The organism is Chondrinema litorale (assembly GCF_026250525.1).
In the GTDB taxonomy this organism is placed as follows: domain Bacteria; phylum Bacteroidota; class Bacteroidia; order Cytophagales; family Flammeovirgaceae; genus Chondrinema; species Chondrinema litorale.
In genome coordinates this window covers 748,406-767,372 of record NZ_CP111043.1, presented here as the reverse complement: position 1 = coordinate 767,372, position 18,967 = coordinate 748,406, and the positions used below count along the sequence as shown (strand labels likewise).

The following is an 18,967-nucleotide window of genomic DNA, read 5'->3' as shown; positions in this document are numbered from 1 at the left end:
ATTGCAAGCAAATTAGCTTATAATTTCAATTAATCAAAAGTTTAGTCGATCAATTTATGGTGATGTAACCATGTTTTGAGGCGTTCTGGCCAAGCTTTTGTTAATTCGTTGCGTCCCATTCCGTAACCATGCCCACCAGTTTCAAATATGTGCATTTCAGCCGGTACTTTGTTTTTAACTAATTCTTGATAGAACCTTATACTGTTTTCTACTGGTACAGCATTATCGTCTGATGAATGCACCAAAAATGTTGGAGGCGTATTTTCTGTTATATGCATTTCATTCGAATATTCTTCTACCAAATCATAAGAAGCATTTTTACCAATTAGATTATTTCTGCTTCCCATATGGGTAAAAGATTCTTTAAAAGATATAACAGGGTATATAAGAAGGTTAAAATCTGGTCTAACACTGGTGCTATTTGCTGGCGTTACTGGCTTTTCAAAATGAGTTCCGGCAGTACTTGCCAAATGGCCTCCAGCAGAGAATCCCATAATGCCTATTTTTTCTGGATTCACATTCCATTGAGCAGCATTTTCTCTTACAAGTCTAATAGCTTGTTGAGCATCTTGTAATGGGCCAATTTTTTTGTCAACCATGCTTTCGTCGTTTGGTAAGCGGTATTTGAGAACAAAAGCAGCAATACCCATAGAGTTAAACCACTCTGCTAAATCGTAGCCTTCGTGTTTTACAGCCAATATTGCATAACCACCACCTGGACAAATAATAACAGCAGTTCCGTTGGCTTTTTCTTTAGGTGGTAGGTAAATATTTAAGGTAGGATTGGTAACATTTTTTATCCTTGGAACATCTGACCACATAAAGGTTTCTTCAAGGTTATTTTCTTTAGAATTGGGTACACCATCTTTCCAAATAAATAAAGAATCTTGTGCCAAAGCGCTTAAAGTACCTATAGTAAAAACAATTAAAGTAGTTATAGTTTTTATATATTGTGCTGTTTTGTTATTACGGTTCATTGAATTCTCATTTTTTAATAAATATTGAAAATTAATTGAATATTTCCGAGAAACTATTGGATTTTATTTAAATTTAAAGCACATTATTTTTCTTTTCAATTCTAAAATGCAACTATGAAGATAGAAATTTCCAGAGAAATAGAGCGTTTTGGTCCCATCAAAATTCACGGTGTTCAGAAAGTTTTTGAGTTAGATGGCGGCTTAAAAAACGCAAAGAATGATGAAGAAAATAATCCTATTATCAGAAGAATTGCTTATGATGTACAGCACGAAATACAAGAGCAGATGGCAATTGTAGTGCCTGTACGAAATGAAAAAATTAAACTGATAGAAGGTGTTTTAAGCGGTATCCCTCATCATTGCCAAGTTATTATTGTTTCTAACAGCCCTCGAGAACCAATGGACAGGTTCAAGCTGGAAAAAGATGCGATTGAGCATATTGGCAGGTTTATGAACAAGAAATTCCTGATTGTTCATCAAAAAGATGTTGCACTAACCAGAGCTGTTGAAGCATCAGGTTACAAGCACTTGCTAAACAAGAAAGGCGAAGTGAAGAATGGTAAAGCAGAAGGTATGATTTTAAGTACCATGCTAGCTTACCTTTGTGGTAAAAAATATATTGGTTTTATCGACTCAGATAATTACTTCCCAGGTGCAGTTCAAGAATATGTACAGGAATATTGCGCAGCATTTCACCTTAGTAACTCTCCTTATACTATGGCGCGTATCTCTTGGCATAGTAAGCCTAAAATTGTAGAATCTAACTTGTTCTTTGCTAAAAGAGGTAGAGCTTCTGAGCATACAAACAGGATTCTAAACAGGTTGATTAGCTATTACACAGGTTACGGTACAGAGATTATTAAAACAGGAAATGCAGGTGAGCATGCTCTTACGATGGAAATGGCTATGAAACTCGATTATTCTTCTGGCTATTCAATCGAACCATATCACTATGTAAATGTATTGGAGAAATACGGTGGTATTATTGCCCCTCCACCAGATGATGTAATGAAGGCAGGAGTTGAGTTCTATCAAATAGAATCAAGAAATCCACACTTACATGAAGTAAAAGGTGACCAACACGTAAAAGACATGAGTCTTGCTGCGATGGAAGTTATTTACCAATCTCCAATTTGTCCGCCGCTGTTAAAAGCAAACATACTGGAAGACGTACACAACAGAAGTTTACTTCCGGTTGATGAAGATATTAGTCGTTCGCTCTCTTATTACCCGGCGTTACATTCTGCCGATTTTAAAAAATTTAAAGAAGAGTTACAGAACGAATCTTATGCAGAACTCTTTACCAAAGATCTTACAGACTATACCCCTGAAAAAAAAGATAAGAAGGTTTTGAGAGAAACAAAGGCTGCTAAGATAAAAGAATTACCTAACGACGGGCAACTGGAAGTAAAGTAAAAAGATAATTTCTTAGTGATGGAAAAGATGGTGATCTATACTGATCTTGATGGTACGCTGATAGACTTTGAAAATTACTCTTACGAAATTACAGCTCCTTTAGTGAGAAAACTGGAATCCAATGGGATTCCAGTTGTATTTTGTTCTTCTAAAACAAGAGTTGAACAGGCCTACTATAGAGAACAAATTGGAGTAAAGTCTCCATTTATTACTGAAAATGGCAGTGCTGTTTTTATTCCAAAAGATTATTTCCCATTCGAATTTGTCTATCAGAGTGTAATAGACAATTATTATGTGATCGAGCTGGGAGTTCCAAGAGCACAGATTCTTAGCACAATAGCTGATGCCCGAACTAAAAGTGAGGCAGAAGTTTTTGGTTACAATGATCTGGAACTTGATGAAATTGCTCAAATCTTAAAGTTACCTGAAGAAGCTAGCAAAAGAGCATCTACAAGAGACTACAGTGAAACGCTTATAAAAGGAGACAAAACTTCTGAGAGTTTTAAAGCAATGACTGAGCTTTTAGAGCAAGAAGGTTTGGCTTGTACAGCAGGAGGGAAGTTTCATACTGTGATTTCTAATAAAAGTGACAAAGGCAAAGCAGTAAAAGTGCTCCATGCGCTTTTTAGTAAAATGAATGCAGGAGCTGTTTCAGTTGGTTTGGGAGATAGTGCAAACGACAAGCCTTTATTAGCTGCTGTAGAAAAGCCTTTCTTGGTGCAAAAACCAGGTAATTGGTGGGATGATATTGAAGCACCTAATCTTGTAAAAGTAGAAGGAATTGGCCCTGAGGGTTGGGTCAAGGCCATTTCCGAGTTGACAGATATTTCTTTATAAATCTATTTAAGAGTAAGCAAAGCCACATTTTCTACATGAGTAGTATGTGGAAACATGTCTACCGGTTGTATTTTCTCAAGTTTGTATTTACTGCTTAATATAGCAATATCTCTTGCCTGAGTTGCCGGATTACAGCTTACATAAACAATTTTTGGACATTGAATTTTTAAGAGCATTTTGCATACATCTTCATGCATACCGGCTCTTGGTGGATCGGTAATAATCACATCTGGTTTCGATTGACTAGCCAGAAACTTATCGTTAAATAGGTTTTTCATGTCACCCACATAGAATTTAGCATTCTGGATGTCATTTAACTTTGCATTTATGTGTGCATCTTCAATTGCACCAGCTACCGATTCGATACCAATTACCTCTTTAACTGACCTTGCCATAAAGAGTGCAATGGTTCCAGTTCCAGTGTATAAATCGTAAAGCACATCGTCTTTAGAAGCATCTGCAAAATCCCGCGCAATACAATAAAGGTTATACGCTTGTGTAGAATTAGTTTGGAAGAACGATTTAGGGCCGACTCTAAATGAAAGTCCTTCCATCTCTTCAACTATATAAGGGTGACCTGAGTAATTGATCACGTCCAGATCGTAGATGGTATCATTCCCTTTAGGGTTAATTACATAATTGAGTGAGGTAATTTCAGGGAATTCTGCTTTTAAATACTCCATCATGTCTTTTATTTCTTTTTCCCTGTTTTCGTAAAACTGGATAATTAACATGATATCGTTTGTGTTGGCAATTCTTGTCGTCATCAACCTTAAAAAACCTTCTTGATCTCTTAAATCGAAAAAAGGTAGGTTATGCATCATGCCATAATCTTTTATGGCTTCTCTAATTCTGTTAGAAGGGTCGCGTTGTAAGTAGCACTTTTCAATATCTAGAATTTTATCCCATCGGCCAGGTAAATGGAAACCTAAACCTCTTTTGTCTAGAACAGTACTTTCGTCTTCTGCAGCAATTTCTTCGGTAGTTAACCAGCGGTTATTAGAAAAGGTGAAGCCCATCTTATTTCTATAGTATTCTGTTTTAGGAGAAGCCAAAATTGGGATTAATTCTGGGATCTCTATTTTGCCAATTCTTTCAAAGGCATCAACCACTTGCTTTTGTTTGTAAACAAGTTGTTTTTCATATTTTAGGTTTTGCCATTTGCAACCACCACATGGGCCAAAGTGACTACAAATTGGTTCTTGTCGGTCTTCGCTATACTTGTGGAATTTTGTTGGAATCGCTTCTAGGTAATTTCTTCTTTTTTTAATAACCTGTATATCTACCACATCACCTGGTACCACTTTTTGAACAAAAATGACCATGTTATCAACTTTAGCAACAGATTTACCTTCAGCAGCAATGTCACTAATGTGTACATTTTCAATTGCTTTCAACTTCTTTTTTCTTCCCATACTTCTTAATTCAATACTTTGCTTACACTTTCAAATAAAAAGAATAGACAAAAGAATGAATTTAAGTAGTTATCCACAACAAAATTAAGCTGAATGTCGCTCTTCACCACTGTATTTTCTTACCTCTAGTGGATCTTTGCAAGTATAGAGCAATTGCTGAATGCTTTTATAGAGCAATGGATGCATAAATTTTGGGCTTAATTCTGCTAAAGGGTCTAAGGTAAATTTCCTTTCAGAAATAGCTGGATGTGGTACTGTAAGTCGTGGATGTTCTATTATTTCTTCATTAAAGAATAATATATCTATATCGATGGTGCGTGCATGCCAACGTTCTTTTCTTTGTCGCCCAAGTTTGTATTCAATAGCTTGAGTACAATCCAACACTTCTAAAGCAGAAAGTTCGGTATTAACCAGTAATACTTGATTGAGAAAATCTGGTTGGTCTCTTACTCCCCAAGCTTCTGTTTCGTAAATCGCAGATTCTTGTAAAATCTCTCCAATATTTTCAGTAACATATGAGGCTGCTTTTCTTAAAGTAGCACTTCTATTACCAAGGTTTGCACCTAGTAACAAATAAACTTTATTCAAATTAGTAATTATTTAAAGCTTAAATTAAACTTGGTAATGAAGATAAAGGATAAGGTGATAACAGGGTAAAATAATTTTTACCCTGAATGATGTGTAAGTGTATTTTTATCAAAGAAGTTATCTTCTTTTTAATTCTCTTAACTCGAAGCTTTCTACAAAATCCTGAAATACAGGAGCCTCTGCAATCCCTAGTTTTTCTCCAATATATTTTACCTTTTTTAATTCAGCTTGTTCAATACCTCTTTTGTTTAAAAGATCTTCAACATCTTCAACAAAAAGGAACCCTAAAAACTTCACAAATATATAAGGTGCATTTAAAATGTCTCTTCCTAATTTACCTGTTCTAGCGTCTTTATTAAAAAATGCTTGAGAAATAACTGGGCTGTCTTTTAATGTGGTGTGCAGCATTAACTTAATTAAATCGTAAAAGCGATCTTCCCAAACTTCGAAGTTCGAAATAAGGTAATTAACTGCTGGAGAAATTGGATCAATTTTAAGAAAATAGCTTCCTCTTGAGAGTTTTCTAGCTTTTCTGTTAAGCATTAACTCTTCGTATAAACTGATAGAGTTATTAGAAAGAGCAATACCGATAGATGGCGTCAACAATACCAGCGAAACGAAATCGTCATCTCCTATGTGAATAAAGTCCATTTCAGAAGTTAGGAAATCTGTTTTCAGTTTTAGTACTGCTTTCAGTACTTCCTGATCTTCCATTAATACCACTAATTCGCTATCAGTAATCATCTTAATATTGGTTTTTTAATGTAAATTCAACACCCGAAAGATAAACAAACAGTATCTTTCTGCCTCAAAAACTTGAAGTTTATTCAGTATCGTCGTTGTCTTTTTCTTTCTTAGCAGACTTGTCTTTTTTACCAAATAATGAAAAATGTACGTAACGTTTTGGATTTTCTCGCAGGTCAACAAATAGTTTATCTAAGTCATTCACCGTTTGATCTAAATCGTTGTAAAGTTTTTCATCTTTAACAAGTAAGCCTAGTGAGCCTTCAGCCTCGTCTATGGCTTTTAGAATATTATCTAGCTTAACAAGAGAGGTTTGTAGCTCAGCAGAAATTTCTCCCATCGGGATAGTTTGTACAGAGTCTGCAATAGAGTTCATCTTTTCTGAAAGCGGCTTAAGGTCTTTGCTAACTGCTGCCATTTCCTCAGACATAACTTTAAGGTTTTTCAAAGAAGTCTGAAGGTCTCTTACATCTATTTGAGCTACTTTGCCTGTAATTACAGCTGCATTGTCTACTGTTTTCTGCACATTTTCACCCATACCTTTATATTCTTTTAGCATAGCATTTAGAGAAGTAAGGGTAGAGTCTAGTGCTTCTATAATAGGGTTTGCCTTAGCTTCTAGTATGCCGGTAAGGCCTTTATCTATTTTGCTAACAAGTGTATCTCCAGATTCGGCAATACTACTTCCTTTAATGGTAAGTGAAATAGCTTTGTCGCCTAAAAGATCTGGGTCTGTGAGTAATGCAACTGTTTTGTCTTTTATAATGAGATTATCTTTAATCTCCATAGTCACCAGAAGTTTATTGTTCTGGTCTTGTAGAATATCAATGTTACTTACTCGCCCAACTGGCAGTCCATTTAAAATTACGGGGTTAGATGTTTTTAATCCATCAATATCATTATATACAACATAGTAAGTATTGATATTGCTGAAAATGGCAATGCCTTTTAAAAATCTGACACCAACAAAAAGAATTACTCCTGCGAGAATAGTTAATGATGCAACTTTTACTTCCTTTGACATAAATCGGGGGATAAATTAAAGTTTGTAGCAAAAATAGGATACTCAGCTAACAAACAAAATTAAATACCAAAATGGCTTTTTTTACTTTAGAAAACCATTTTTGATGCGTTTTGTTAGCTGAGTTCTCAATTAATTAATAAACGGAGCTTTTTTTACAATCGCCTTTAACTTTCTGTTTCTTACTTCAATAAATATTTCTGAATCTGGTTCAGCGTAAGCAATTTCTACATAACCCATACCTACACCTTGCTTTAAAACAGGAGACATAGTACCTGATGTAACTTCACCAATTTTTTTTCCTTCGCTGTTTACAATCGGGTAATGGCTACGAGGAATACCTCTGTCTGAAAGAATAAACCCTATTAGTTTTTTGCTTAAACCTGCTTCTTTTTGCTTTACTAGTTTGTCAGAACCTATAAAGTCTCCTTTTTTAAGTTTGGTGATCCAACCTAGGCCTGCTTCAAGTGGAGTGGTAGTATCGTCTATATCGTTACCATATAAGCAGAAGCCCATTTCTAAACGGAGTGTATCACGAGCAGCCAAACCTACTGGTTTTATGCCAGCATCTTTACCTGCTTCGAAAATGGCATCCCAAACTTTTTGCGCTGATGCATTAGGTACATAAATTTCGAAACCACCAGAGCCAGTGTAACCAGTAGCCGAGATTATTACATCTTTTTCACCAGCGAATGTACCTTGTGTAAAAGTATAATAACCCATGTCTGAAAGTGTAACATCGGTTAGTTTTTGTAAAACTTCAGTAGCTTTTGGGCCTTGTATAGCGAAAAGTGAGGTTTGATCGGAAATATTTTCCATTGTAGCTCCCATCGTATTTTGTGCCGAAATCCAGTTCCAGTCTTTTTCGATGTTAGAAGCATTTACCACTAGTAAATATTTTTCTTCATTAAAGCGATAAACTAGAAAATCATCTACAATACCACCTTCTGGGTTCATTATACATGAATACTGTGCTTTGCCATCAAAGAGCTTAGAAGCATCGTTTGAAGATATTTTTTGTATAAGCTCAATTGCTTTGGGGCCAGTTACCATAAACTCTCCCATATGCGAAACATCAAATACACCCACATTATCTCTAACTTGGTGGTGTTCTTCTAAATCTGATGTATATCTAACCGGCATATTGTATCCGGCAAAATCTACCATTTTCGCTCCTAATGCTTCGTGGGTATCGTTTAAGGCAATCTTTTTTATTTCCATGAATTAATATATGCTTGATTTTATGATGACTCAAAGTTAGAGATTAGTACCGATTTTTTATGTGAATGCATAAAAAAAGACCTGCTGAATAATTAGCAGGTCTTTTATTCTATATGTCGTTTAGATGGTTTATATTTTATTTGGATTACATTCCAAAACCGTGATATTCTTTTCTTCCAGTTTCTGGATTAATCCCTTCTATTAATACACCACCATCTTCTTGAGAAAGCATTTGTTCTAGTTGATCAATAGAAGTAACATCTTGTTTATTAATTCTGGTTATGATAAAACCTTCTCTAATATTGGTTTGTGCTCTTAATTTACCAGCATATAATTTATTTACTTTTATACCGCTCTGAATTCTATATTTAGATTGGTCTTCTTTAGTTATCGGTGTAAATTCTGCACCTAGAGATTGTAGTAACTCGCTTTTATTAGCAGAAACTAATTTCTCAGTTCCACTTTCACCTTTTAAAACTACATCTAGTGTTTTCTCACTACCATTTCTGTTTACCACAACACTTACTTCGTCACCTGGTCTTTTACCACCAATTATCTCTTGTAACTGAGGTACGGAGTTGACTTTCTTGTTGTCTACTTTCACAATGATGTCTCCTTGCTCGATACCACCTTCTTCTGCACTTGAGTTTTCGTTAACTTCACCTACAACTACACCTTGAGAAATATTAGCTTTAAGTTCTCTAGCAAGATCACCGTTTAAGTCAGAGATTCTAACTCCAAGAAAAGCTCTTTGCACTTTACCGTACTGCATTAAGTCGTCAACTACTTTTTTAGCTAAGTTAGAAGGAACTGCGAAGGAATAACCTGAATAAGAACCTGTTGGTGAAGCAATTGCAGTGTTAATTCCAATTAATTCTCCGTTTAGGTTTACAAGTGCACCACCACTGTTACCTGGATTTACAGCAGCATCAGTCTGGATAAAAGATTCGATGTTTGCACCTCCACCAAATATACCAATGCTACGGCCTTTTGCACTTACGATACCAGCAGTAACTGTTGATTCTAAGTTAAAAGGGTTACCAACTGCCATTACCCATTCGCCAGTTTTTACATTGTCAGAATTACCAATAGTAATTGCTGGTAAATCGCTTTCGTCTATCTTTATTAAGGCTAAGTCTGTAGATGGGTCTGTACCAATTACTGTAGCAGTATAACTTCTTTTATCATTTAAAACTACTTGTAATTCGTTTGCATCTTCTACTACGTGGTTGTTTGTAACAATATATCCATCATCAGAAATAATAACACCAGAACCACTTCCTTTTTTTTCGCTAGGTGCTTGCTGCTGTTGTCTTAATTGGTCTTCGTCGAAGAAGAAGCGAAATGGAGCCGGTATTTGCTGTAATTGCTGGCCTTGTACTGAGCTGGTTATAGTTGAAGTAATATGTACAACTGCAGGAGTAGCAACTGCCGCAGTAGTTGAAAAGTCTAAATTTATATTATCGCTAAGGTTATTGTATTTAGCTACACTTGCCACAGGGTTTGCAGCTTTCTCTATAATTACTGGTTTGTTGTCAAAGGCAACTTTGTAAGCTCCGATGGTGATTGCTCCACCAAGAACTGCTGCTAAAAGTGTTTTTCCAAAGTTTTTCATGTGTATATCTCCTTATTTTTATTAAGTTCTTAAATTGAGTTACGTAAATAAAATTGGAATAGGCGATAAATTATTCGTTTTTAACAGTTTTTAACCGCGTTTTAACCTTTTTTTAGATCGTTTTACAGAATTTAAATAATCCTATAAAAATAAAAAGGTGGGGATTGTTAACCTCCGTCGAATCGTAATCCGTAGAGATTAACTTTCCCATTTATATTGTATGTGGTTAGTATTTTAAAAACCGGATTTTCGCTACTATTCAGGCGAATTCAATTCTTATTCCGTGTATGCTGCCTAAATTCTTCTTCACTAAATCAATCAATCCGGTTTGTGTCAGATTAAGATTGAATCTTGTTAGTTTATAGAGATTATCCTTGGTTTAGACTCTGGTTTTTTAGGAACTGTAACCGTTAAGATACCTGCTTCATAATTTGCACTTATATTTTCCTGATCGGCAGATATTGGTAACTCAAAGCTTCTAGAGAATTTATTATAACCAAATTCTCTTCTTTTAAAATTGGTTTCTGTAGTAGATTCAGCTTCTGCAGAAATTGTTAGCATTTGCTTATCTACCTTAATATTAAAATCTTCTTTATTTAAGCCTGGAGCGGCAAAGTCTAAATAAAAAGCATCTTTGTCTTCGCTTATATTTACTCTTGGAGTTTGAGAAGTAGACTCTGAACCTATTTGGTTTTCGATACCTTTAAATAACTCGTCAGCTAATTTTCCAAATCCATTTGCGTAGTAAGGTCTTTTAAATTTTAAATGTGTCATGATATAAAGTTTTATTAGTAGAACATTCATTTTTATTTTCAGAAAGATTTTTTTCAATTCCTGTACCAATGGAAAAATGAGTGTTTTTAGCTAACAATTTGGCATAAATAATAATAATAAATGACATAATGTCTGTATTTAAGCTTTTTCAACTGCCATAATGTCATTTAATATTTGATTTAATATGATTTACATAGAAAAGGAAGTGGAAAGAGTAAAATGCAGTAGCTTAACAGAATATTTAAAACTTTTTAATTTTTTGTTCTGTTAGAATTTAAATTAATAACAGAAATAAGACATTTTGTCTATTTATATATTATTTAATGTAAATACTGTCACTCGCTTTACATCTTTTGACGTAGATTATATAAATAAATATGAGGGGAGAGAATATTGATAATGTCTTAATTCTACAGGTAATCAATATAATAACATTAGCTACTTCTAATTTGAAAAAACTATTACTCAATGAATTGTTATTATAATACTAGGATAAATTCTGTATTGAGTTTTGAAAAGCTAATTAACTTTTTAAAAAACAAGGCACAGACTACTGATAATAAAGCAACAGTTGTACTTATAAATTATTTACTCTCAGAACTTGATAAACATCCAGAATTACAGGGTGAGATCAGGGATACTGAAGTATTGGCTAAAAATAAAGATCTGGTTGAACAACTAATGTCTTCCATTTTCTCACCAATCGATTTTGATAAGCAGATAGTGGCAGTGGTGAGTTCTTTCGATTTTTCAGGTCTAGTTTACAGCACTTCCAGATGGTTAGAATTAATCAACATGGAAGCGATGAATTTCAAAGTGAAAAATGTTGATATTAAAGATATTGAAGCAAACAAAAATGTTTACATCAATAACTTAATACTATATTATGTATATGGATACCCCATTACTGTAAAAAATAATGTTTTACTAAATATTCCAGATCCTAAAACAGGCTTAAATAAGTATTACAAGGTCTATTTTGATTTGGATTTTGCAGAAATTACATCCATAGGTAAGCCGCCAAAACTTACAGATGATCAAGTAAAAATGTTGGCAGAAGACCCAACAAATATTAAGCTTTGGGAGAAGTACATCAACCTTAAAAATTTTGAGCTAAAAGGTTTTATAATTTTAAGATTGATGGATGTAACTCAAAATGAAATTATATCATCACTTAAATATGATTTACTAGAAAGGGATGCGATTATTTCAAGAGAAAAGTTTTCTTTACTTGAGGGTAAGCTAAGAGACTTATATGAGTTGCCAGATTTAAGATTAGGTATTGTCTCATTTAATGCCGATGCCGAAGGAAAGGGAAAAGGTAAAGGCCCAAAAATCTGGAATAGCATTATTCACGAAGAAGATTTGCATAATTATTTATGTGAGAAAGGAGTAAGTAAAGAAGATGCCTTTAATGGATGTGTGTATCATCGTATGTTTGATAGTGGAGAATCTCAAACAATAGGTGATTTAGAAAAAATATCAAGAGGGTCTGCTGTTGAGCAAATCTTGCTTCAAAAAGGAATCAGAAGTATTATCGTATCGCCATTACATTATAATGGAGTGTGTTTAGGAGGAATAGAAATTGGCTCTCCAAATGCCGATGATTTTAACTCTACATCTACTTTAATGCTGAGAGAAATTTTACCAATTTTCTCATTAGCAGCTAAGCGTAGTTTAGAAGAGCTCGAAAGCAAGCTACAAGCTATTATTAAAGAACAATATACCGCAGTACACCCTTCTGTAGAATGGAAGTTTGTGCAATCTGCTTTAAATAAGATGAATCGTAAAACAGACGATAGCGATTCTAAGAAAGGAGAGGCAATTGTATTTAATGATATTTATCCGATTTATGGTCAGTCTGATATTAGAGGTTCTTCTACAGAAAGGAATAATTCAATTCAAGAAGATTTGATTGAGCAGCTAAGATTGGCCAACGATGTACTTCATAGAATTAATGATATCCAGCCATTAGGTATTATCGAAGAGATTAGTTCTAGAATTATAGATACTATAGATAGTATTAAAGATGGAATAGGCTCTGGTGATGAAATGTCAATTTTGTTCTTTCTTAAAAATGAGATTGAACCATTGTTGCATCACTTTAGAAAATCTAATAGACTTTCTGCAGAACCATATCAGTATTACTTTAATCAGCTTGATCCAGAATTGGGTATTCTATATAGAAAGAGAAAAGCTTTTGAAGATAGCCTTACCCGAATCAACGATAAAGTAGCTAATTATCTAGAGTCGCAACAGTTATCAGTGCAAAAATCTTATCCTCATTATTTTGAGAAGTATAAAACTGATGGCGTAGAGTATAATATATACATTGGTCAGTCAATTACTCCAGATAAAGAGTTTGATATGATCTATCTGCACGATCTGCGTTTATGGCAATTAAAAAATACGGCTCGTATAGCACAGATTACAGATCAGTTGAAATACTCATTGCCGCTTCCATTAGAAACTACCCATTTGATCTTGGTAAACAGTGCGCCAATTTCTATAAGGTTTAGAGAAGATGAAAAGCAGTTTGATGTAGATGGTGCTTATAATATCAGATACGAAATTATTAAAAAGCGTATCGATAAAGCTAACATTAAAGACAGTGATGAGAGAATAACACAGCCTGGTAAAATTGCCATAGTATATACACAAGATAAAGAAGCAGAAGAGTATAAAAAATATATCCGCTTCTTACAAAAACAAGGATTACTGGAAGATGAAATAGAAAATTATCAGTTACAGGAATTGCAAGGAGTAAATGGATTAAGAGCTTTAAGGGTTCAAGTGAAAATGAAAGATCCTGTAAAATCTAATAAATTTCCTGAGGAAGTGATCGAGAAAGTTTTTCAGTCTTAATCTTTAAATTATACAAAAATACATATCTCTAAGCTACTGCCTAATTTTGGGTGGTAGCTTTTGTTTTTATGTGAAATTTAACTGATTATTTATATTAATTTTAACTACATGACGATTCGCATTGTCTTAAATTGATTTGTTTTGTATAATTCAATTTTAACTCAGACAAGGAAAAAAATGACGAAAGAAGAAATCTTAGCAGTGCAGCAATCATGGCGATTATTAATGAATCGTATGGATGATATCGGGGAGAAGTTTTATGAAAATCTCTTTGAAGAAGTTCCCATGTTTGAAACTTTGTTTACAGAAGGAAAAGCTAAACAAGGTAGTAAACTTATGAATCTAATTGGTTTAACAGTAACTAAACTTAATTTAGAGCAACCAGACCAAACAATTTCGACTGTTGGAAAAAGACATGTGGCTTATGGTGTAAAACCTGAATATTTTGCGAAATTTGGAGAAGTTTTAATGAAAACATTTAAAGAAGCATTAAAAGATAACTGGACACCAGAATTAGAGTCGGCTTGGACAAAAGCATATGCAAATATGGCTGACCTAATGGTAAAAGCTTACAGGGAATAATCTTTAGATTTTCTCTCATTCAAAATACTATTTATGGATAACACGCAAGGCGATAAGCATACAGAAAATTTAATACCTGTTGAGGACATTGTAAAGGCTCAAATACGTCTAAAACATGTAGTGCAACATACACCATTAATCAAAAACATTAATCTTTCGGAGCGATACGAGGCAAATATTTTTCTTAAAAGGGAAGATTTGCAATTAGTGCGCTCATATAAAATCAGAGGAGCCTATAATAAAATTAGTACCCTTTCTGAAAGTGAGAAGAAAAAAGGAGTTGTATGTGCCAGTGCAGGAAACCATGCACAAGGAGTCGCCTTAGCTTGTAGAGAAATGGGCATAAAGGGAACTATCTTTATGCCTATTCCTACCCCAAACCAAAAAGTAAGACAAGTTAAAATGTTTGGGAAAGAATTTGTTGATGTGGTTTTAGTTGGTGATACATTTGACGATTCTTATGCTGAAGCATTGCTGTTCAAAGAACAAAATAATGTTCAGTTTATCCATCCATTTGATGATTTAAAAGTAATAGAGGGACAAGGTACAGTTGGTCTCGAAATACTTGAAGATAGCCAAGTTGATTTAGACTATATATTTGTGCCAATTGGTGGTGGCGGATTAGCTGCCGGAAGTGGAAGCTATATTAAGCAAATTAGCCCAAATACCAAGATGATAGGTGTAGAGCCACTTGGAGCACCAGCCATGAAAACCTCCATAACGCAAGGAGTAAATGTAAAACTTGATAAAATTGACAAGTTTGTAGATGGAGCAGCAGTAAAACAAGTAGGTAATATTACGCTAGAAATATGTAAAAAAATTATAGATGATATAATCTTAATTCCAGAAGGGAAAGTATGTACATCTATCTTAAAACTTTACGACGAAGAAGCAATAGTAGTTGAACCTGCTGGAGTATTAAGTATATCTGCATTAGATTTTTACAAAGATCAGATTAAAGGTAAGAATGTAGTTTGTATTATTAGTGGAAGTAATAATGATATAACCCGTATGGAAGAAATTAAAGAGAAGTCTTTGTTGTACGAAGGATTAAAGTATTATTTCATTATAAGGTTTCCGCAAAGAGCAGGTGCACTAAAGGAATTTGTAGTAGAAATATTGAGTGAAACAGACGATATAACTCATTTTGAATACACCAAAAAAGTAAATCGTGAGAAAGGGCCTGCACTAGTTGGTATAGAAGTAAAAAGCAAAGACGATTACAAAAAGTTAATTGCTAAAATGGATGAGCGTGGTTTCAATTATCAATTACTAAACGAAAAAGCCGATCTGTTTAACTTTATAGTTTAATAATTACAGTTATTAATAACTTTATTGAAATTGTTGCAATCTTTTGATGTTCTTTCCCGTATAGCAATAGAAAGTTAACATGTAAGTTTTACGCTTATTTACAAATATTTATTTCTCTGCTGGATAATTACAATAACATGACACGTCAAAAGCAAGTTTCTGGATTGCTTCTGTTTTTAATCATCACATTTTGTAGTGCTACTGGCTTTAGTCAGGATAAACCTGATGATTATGCCACCATATATATTTACAAACCTAAGTCTCCATTAACAGGGATTATGCGCCATACAGTGCGTATTAATGGTAAAGAAGTTGGTTGGCTTCGCAATGGCTCTCGCATGCGATACAAAATATATACAACAGGGCAAACCAAAATTGACCTAGACTCTTATATTTATTTATTAGGGACTGCGCAGCGCGATATGGGTTCAGATATAAGAACATTAGTTGAAATAGAACCAGGTAAAAAGTATTACATGCATATTCAATATACGATTGATGGTTCTAATAACGGATATATGTTTTTAGATAATTCTGTCGGGAATTATGAATACAATAAAAATAGTCTTTATAAGAGTAGTTATCCCGAAATAATTGCAGAAGAAGATATTTCTAAGTTTTACCAGCAACAAGCTGAAGAATCTATTATAGTTCATCGAGAAGAAAATGATTACAGTACAGGCACTGCGCAAGAAAGGGTAAAAAAGTATGTGCAGAATAAGATGAACAAATGGCAGGAGAGAGGCAGGTACGAAAAATCAGATGAATATGAAGCGCGCGTAAATGAAGTTGCCAGAGCTGTTAAAATTCAGGAATTTACAGATGAAGCCATCAATACCATTGCCATGGATAGATTGGTGACTGAAGGAGCTTTAATAGATTATGATCCTGATAATGAGGTTTTTAGAATTAAAATGGAAGGCTTTGCCCCATTTTACCTTTCTGTTCCCCGCGATGAAGCCCCCAGCTTCGACGATAATTTCCAACAAGTTGAATTTGATAATGAAATATTCACTTTAGTAGGTGAAGATGAATTTGCATTTCTTTCTGTCGAAGTAGAAAACCCTTTAATTAATAGACTTTATAAATATAACAATACAGAAACAGTTGCTTTCAATCCAGAAGGTTTGAATTTAGAGTTCGATCCGGTTGAAGTGAGTATTGGAGAATACGAAAAACCAAAAGTTATTAAAGGTACTACAAGTAGGTCAATTGCAGATGTTGATATTAATATACCTAAAACAAAATTGGTTAATAGTAATGCAATAGCTGTAATTATTGGCAATAAAGATTATGAAAATAAAGATGTACCACCTGTTGATTTTGCGATTAACGATGCGCAAATCATGAAGAAATATCTTGTGAGTTCTTTCGGTTTTCAAGAAAATAATATTTTGTATATCGAGAATGCACGCCAAGCAGATTTTTATAGAATATTTGGTACAAATGGCAACCATAAAGCCCGTTTGTATAACCTTGTAAAGCCAGATATTTCTGATGTATTTGTTTTTTATAGTGGGCACGGAGCTCCTGATCCAGAAAGTAAAGAGGGTTTTTTTGTGCCTGTAAATTGCGAACCTTCTTTGGTTGCATTTAATGGTTATCCAGTAAATACATTTTATGCGAATTTATCGCAGATACCATATAAATCTCTTACTGTAGTTATGGATGCATGTTTCAGTGGTTCATCTGAAGCTGGAATGCTTTTAAAAGATATTTCACCAATATTTATAGAGCCGAAGATGAAGATCTTGAATGATGAAAAATCAAGAATATTTACTTCGTCTACTGGCGATCAGGTATCTTCTTGGTACAGAGATAAAAATCACTCTCTGTTTACTTATTACTTTTTAAAAGCCATACAAGGCGAGGCAGATATGGATAAAAACAAAGAGATATCCATGAAAGAAATAAGAACTTATATTGAAGAGCATGTGCCTTACGAAGCTAGAAGACTCACAAATAGAACCCAAACACCCGAAATTTATGGTATAGACGATCTGGTAATGGTAAAATATTAAAACAAGAAATTTAAAAAATTCAGCCCTCTTGTTAAGCTAGCAAGAGGGCTGTTTTTGTAATACGAATATATTTTAAAATGCACTAAGCGTAATTGGCATAACTCGGAAAGTGATTAAAGTCTCCTAAGAAGTCCATTAAGTCTGTACAGCTTGCTGCATCAAATTCATCAAATGGGAAGTGTCCAACTTCCGGATAAGTGATTAACCTGATGTTTGTGATGATAGACTTAAACTTACTGGCATCACTTACCGGAATAATTTTATCTGCTTCTCCCCATAAAATGAGGGTAGGAGTTACAATCTCACCAATTCTTACCGAAGCGATCTTATGGTTCTTATTTAAGAAATCAAAGAATGATTGCCTGTTACCTTCTCTTAATAAATTATTTAGGTATTTATCAATCAAAGTTTCGGTTACCATTTCTTGCTTAAAGTACAATTGTTTCAAGTGTTTTTTAAGCAGGTATCTTGACGTAACCCATGTTATGTGTTCTTTTCCAAAAGTTTTAAATGCCAGTCTAAAAGTAGCGCTCAACGCATTGTTATTAATTTTCGAAAATCCTGTGGGAGCTACTAGGGCCAATGCTGTAATTCTATCTGGAATAAGTGCTGCGGTTTCGTATGCAATTTGTCCACCAGTAGAATGACCACCTAAATAGAAGTTATTTAAACCAAGTTTATTCGCTAAATCGATCACGAACTTGGTGTAATTCTCCATAGAAAAATTATTATCGTTTGGCTTCCCTGTAAGGCCAAAAGCTGGTAAGTCTGGCCTAATTACTCTGTAGCTCTTTTTTAATTGTTGGGTCCATTTGTCCCAAATAAATAAAGAGCCTGCAATACCGTGGAGAAGAATAATTGCTGGTCCTTTTCCTTCATCTTTATAATGCACTTCTTGTCCATTAATCTCAATAAATTGAGAGCTATGGTCAGTTTGTGCTTTTATCTTTTGTACTGTAATATCTTTGAGATACATAGTTGTAAAATAAAGTAAAAAATGCCATGCATTTTTTGTTACCATGTTTGGTAACAGGTTTTATAATTCAATAAAATGAAAATTGCATGGAGATAATATGCTGCCTTTGATGATTAGCAGTAAGCTTAAAAAATTTGATGTAATATTTTAGATAATATATTCGCATCATTATCTAAAACGCCAAGGTTATTAAAAAGTTTTATTGAGATTGTAACTCTTTTTTAAGTTTTGCGGGCAAACCGGAAACTACTCTGTCGTACGAATGATTTACCCAACGGCAAAGTTCTTTGTCGTTCATATCGTCATTCACTGTAATAGTATTCCAGTGTTTCTTATTCATGTGGTATCCTGCTTTTACACTGTTATAAGCTTCTCTAAGCTTTACTGCTTCTTCAGGATCGCATTTTAAGTTTACACTTACAAAGTTATCTATGTGGGTAAGGGCAAAAATTTTACCCTTCACTTTAAATGCCAGTGTTTCATTGTCGAAAGGTAATTCTTCTGTAACACCTGGCTTTGCAATACAAAAATTTCTAAAAAACTCAATGTCCATAATAGCTTGCTGAAATCTTTGCTGACTAAATAATGGCTTTACTCTGTCTGA

At 34.1% G+C, this 18,967-nt stretch carries 16 protein-coding genes; 6 read left to right on the top strand and 10 right to left on the bottom strand.

Translation table 11 applies throughout. From position 1 onward, the window contains the following. Positions 1 to 41 precede the first annotated feature (41 nt). Positions 42 to 977 (bottom strand): alpha/beta hydrolase, encoded by a 936-nt coding sequence (locus OQ292_RS03150; RefSeq protein ID WP_284684594.1) that lies wholly within the window; start codon positions 975 to 977, stop codon positions 42 to 44. A 114-nt stretch (positions 978 to 1,091) separates the two neighbouring features. Here OQ292_RS03150 and mpgS point away from each other — a divergent pair, with 114 nt between their 5' ends. Together mpgS and mpgP are read left to right on the top strand one after the other, a co-directional pair. Continuing rightward, entirely contained in the window at positions 1,092 to 2,393 is a 1,302-nt protein-coding gene (gene mpgS / locus OQ292_RS03145; RefSeq protein ID WP_284684593.1) for a mannosyl-3-phosphoglycerate synthase, read from the top strand. An 18-nt stretch (positions 2,394 to 2,411) separates the two neighbouring features. Then, the gene (mpgP, locus tag OQ292_RS03140; protein ID WP_284684592.1) at positions 2,412 to 3,230 is read left to right on the top strand and encodes a mannosyl-3-phosphoglycerate phosphatase; all 819 of its coding nucleotides are present in this window, start codon (positions 2,412 to 2,414) and stop codon (positions 3,228 to 3,230) included. A gap of 2 nt (positions 3,231 to 3,232) precedes the next feature. Here mpgP and rlmD read toward each other — a convergent pair whose 3' ends face one another. From rlmD to OQ292_RS03105, 7 genes are all read right to left on the bottom strand, one after another. Further along, complete coding sequence (gene rlmD / locus OQ292_RS03135) at positions 3,233 to 4,645, bottom strand: 23S rRNA (uracil(1939)-C(5))-methyltransferase RlmD (protein WP_284684591.1); 1,413 nt, start codon at positions 4,643 to 4,645, stop codon at positions 3,233 to 3,235. An 84-nt stretch (positions 4,646 to 4,729) separates the two neighbouring features. After that, complete coding sequence (folK, locus tag OQ292_RS03130; RefSeq protein ID WP_284684590.1) at positions 4,730 to 5,233, bottom strand: 2-amino-4-hydroxy-6-hydroxymethyldihydropteridine diphosphokinase; 504 nt, start codon at positions 5,231 to 5,233, stop codon at positions 4,730 to 4,732. A 117-nt stretch (positions 5,234 to 5,350) separates the two neighbouring features. Then, a complete protein-coding gene (locus tag OQ292_RS03125) occupies positions 5,351 to 5,977 on the bottom strand; it encodes a hypothetical protein (protein ID WP_284684589.1) in 627 nt (208 codons plus the stop codon). A 79-nt stretch (positions 5,978 to 6,056) separates the two neighbouring features. Then, a complete protein-coding gene (locus tag OQ292_RS03120; protein ID WP_284684588.1) occupies positions 6,057 to 7,001 on the bottom strand; it encodes an MlaD family protein in 945 nt (314 codons plus the stop codon). A 129-nt stretch (positions 7,002 to 7,130) separates the two neighbouring features. Continuing rightward, complete coding sequence (gene gcvT, locus OQ292_RS03115; protein WP_284684587.1) at positions 7,131 to 8,219, bottom strand: glycine cleavage system aminomethyltransferase GcvT; 1,089 nt, start codon at positions 8,217 to 8,219, stop codon at positions 7,131 to 7,133. Between the two features lie 145 nt (positions 8,220 to 8,364). Continuing rightward, complete coding sequence (locus OQ292_RS03110) at positions 8,365 to 9,834, bottom strand: Do family serine endopeptidase (protein WP_284684586.1); 1,470 nt, start codon at positions 9,832 to 9,834, stop codon at positions 8,365 to 8,367. A 354-nt stretch (positions 9,835 to 10,188) separates the two neighbouring features. Next, positions 10,189 to 10,608: an Hsp20/alpha crystallin family protein gene (locus OQ292_RS03105; protein WP_284684585.1), complete on the bottom strand. Its 420-nt coding sequence runs from the start codon at positions 10,606 to 10,608 to the stop codon at positions 10,189 to 10,191. A gap of 468 nt (positions 10,609 to 11,076) precedes the next feature. On the opposite strand from OQ292_RS03105, the gene OQ292_RS03100 reads away from it, so the two are divergent. The 4 genes from OQ292_RS03100 to OQ292_RS03085 all read left to right on the top strand — a co-directional run bounded on the left by OQ292_RS03100 (position 11,077) and on the right by OQ292_RS03085 (position 17,387). Beyond that, positions 11,077 to 13,473, top strand: a complete 2,397-nt coding sequence (locus OQ292_RS03100) for a GAF domain-containing protein (RefSeq protein WP_284684584.1) — start codon at positions 11,077 to 11,079, stop codon at positions 13,471 to 13,473. A gap of 177 nt (positions 13,474 to 13,650) precedes the next feature. Then, a complete protein-coding gene (locus OQ292_RS03095; protein ID WP_284684583.1) occupies positions 13,651 to 14,055 on the top strand; it encodes a globin domain-containing protein in 405 nt (134 codons plus the stop codon). A 33-nt stretch (positions 14,056 to 14,088) separates the two neighbouring features. Then, positions 14,089 to 15,366, top strand: coding sequence for a threonine ammonia-lyase IlvA (gene ilvA, locus OQ292_RS03090; protein ID WP_284684582.1), 1,278 nt, complete (start codon positions 14,089 to 14,091; stop codon positions 15,364 to 15,366). Positions 15,367 to 15,503: 137 nt separating this feature from the next. Beyond that, positions 15,504 to 17,387, top strand: coding sequence for a caspase family protein (locus OQ292_RS03085; protein ID WP_284684581.1), 1,884 nt, complete (start codon positions 15,504 to 15,506; stop codon positions 17,385 to 17,387). An 82-nt stretch (positions 17,388 to 17,469) separates the two neighbouring features. On the opposite strand, the gene OQ292_RS03080 is transcribed toward OQ292_RS03085, so the two are convergent. Together OQ292_RS03080 and OQ292_RS03075 are read right to left on the bottom strand one after the other, a co-directional pair. Beyond that, the gene (locus tag OQ292_RS03080; RefSeq protein ID WP_284684580.1) at positions 17,470 to 18,408 is read right to left on the bottom strand and encodes an alpha/beta fold hydrolase; all 939 of its coding nucleotides are present in this window, start codon (positions 18,406 to 18,408) and stop codon (positions 17,470 to 17,472) included. Positions 18,409 to 18,562: 154 nt separating this feature from the next. Then, positions 18,563 to 18,916: an MmcQ/YjbR family DNA-binding protein gene (locus OQ292_RS03075; RefSeq protein WP_284684579.1), complete on the bottom strand. Its 354-nt coding sequence runs from the start codon at positions 18,914 to 18,916 to the stop codon at positions 18,563 to 18,565. Positions 18,917 to 18,967: the final 51 nt, after the last annotated feature.

Excerpts from the sequence above, each read along its gene's own strand:
- OQ292_RS03080 (WP_284684580.1), bottom strand. The coding sequence starts at position 18,408 with ATGGTAACAAAAAATGCATGGCATTTTTTACTTTATTTTACAACTATG.
- mpgP (WP_284684592.1), top strand. The coding sequence starts at position 2,412 with ATGGAAAAGATGGTGATCTATACTGATCTTGATGGTACGCTGATAGAC.
- OQ292_RS03150 (WP_284684594.1), bottom strand. The coding sequence starts at position 977 with ATGAACCGTAATAACAAAACAGCACAATATATAAAAACTATAACTACT.
- ilvA (WP_284684582.1), top strand. The coding sequence starts at position 14,089 with ATGGATAACACGCAAGGCGATAAGCATACAGAAAATTTAATACCTGTT.
- OQ292_RS03120 (WP_284684588.1), bottom strand. The coding sequence starts at position 7,001 with ATGTCAAAGGAAGTAAAAGTTGCATCATTAACTATTCTCGCAGGAGTA.
- OQ292_RS03125 (WP_284684589.1), bottom strand. The coding sequence starts at position 5,977 with ATGATTACTGATAGCGAATTAGTGGTATTAATGGAAGATCAGGAAGTA.
- rlmD (WP_284684591.1), bottom strand. The coding sequence starts at position 4,645 with ATGGGAAGAAAAAAGAAGTTGAAAGCAATTGAAAATGTACACATTAGT.
- OQ292_RS03105 (WP_284684585.1), bottom strand. The coding sequence starts at position 10,608 with ATGACACATTTAAAATTTAAAAGACCTTACTACGCAAATGGATTTGGA.
- OQ292_RS03085 (WP_284684581.1), top strand. The coding sequence starts at position 15,504 with ATGACACGTCAAAAGCAAGTTTCTGGATTGCTTCTGTTTTTAATCATC.
- OQ292_RS03095 (WP_284684583.1), top strand. The coding sequence starts at position 13,651 with ATGACGAAAGAAGAAATCTTAGCAGTGCAGCAATCATGGCGATTATTA.
- gcvT (WP_284684587.1), bottom strand. The coding sequence starts at position 8,219 with ATGGAAATAAAAAAGATTGCCTTAAACGATACCCACGAAGCATTAGGA.
- mpgS (WP_284684593.1), top strand. The coding sequence starts at position 1,092 with ATGAAGATAGAAATTTCCAGAGAAATAGAGCGTTTTGGTCCCATCAAA.
- OQ292_RS03100 (WP_284684584.1), top strand. The coding sequence starts at position 11,077 with ATGAATTGTTATTATAATACTAGGATAAATTCTGTATTGAGTTTTGAA.
- OQ292_RS03110 (WP_284684586.1), bottom strand. The coding sequence starts at position 9,834 with ATGAAAAACTTTGGAAAAACACTTTTAGCAGCAGTTCTTGGTGGAGCA.
- OQ292_RS03075 (WP_284684579.1), bottom strand. The coding sequence starts at position 18,916 with ATGGACATTGAGTTTTTTAGAAATTTTTGTATTGCAAAGCCAGGTGTT.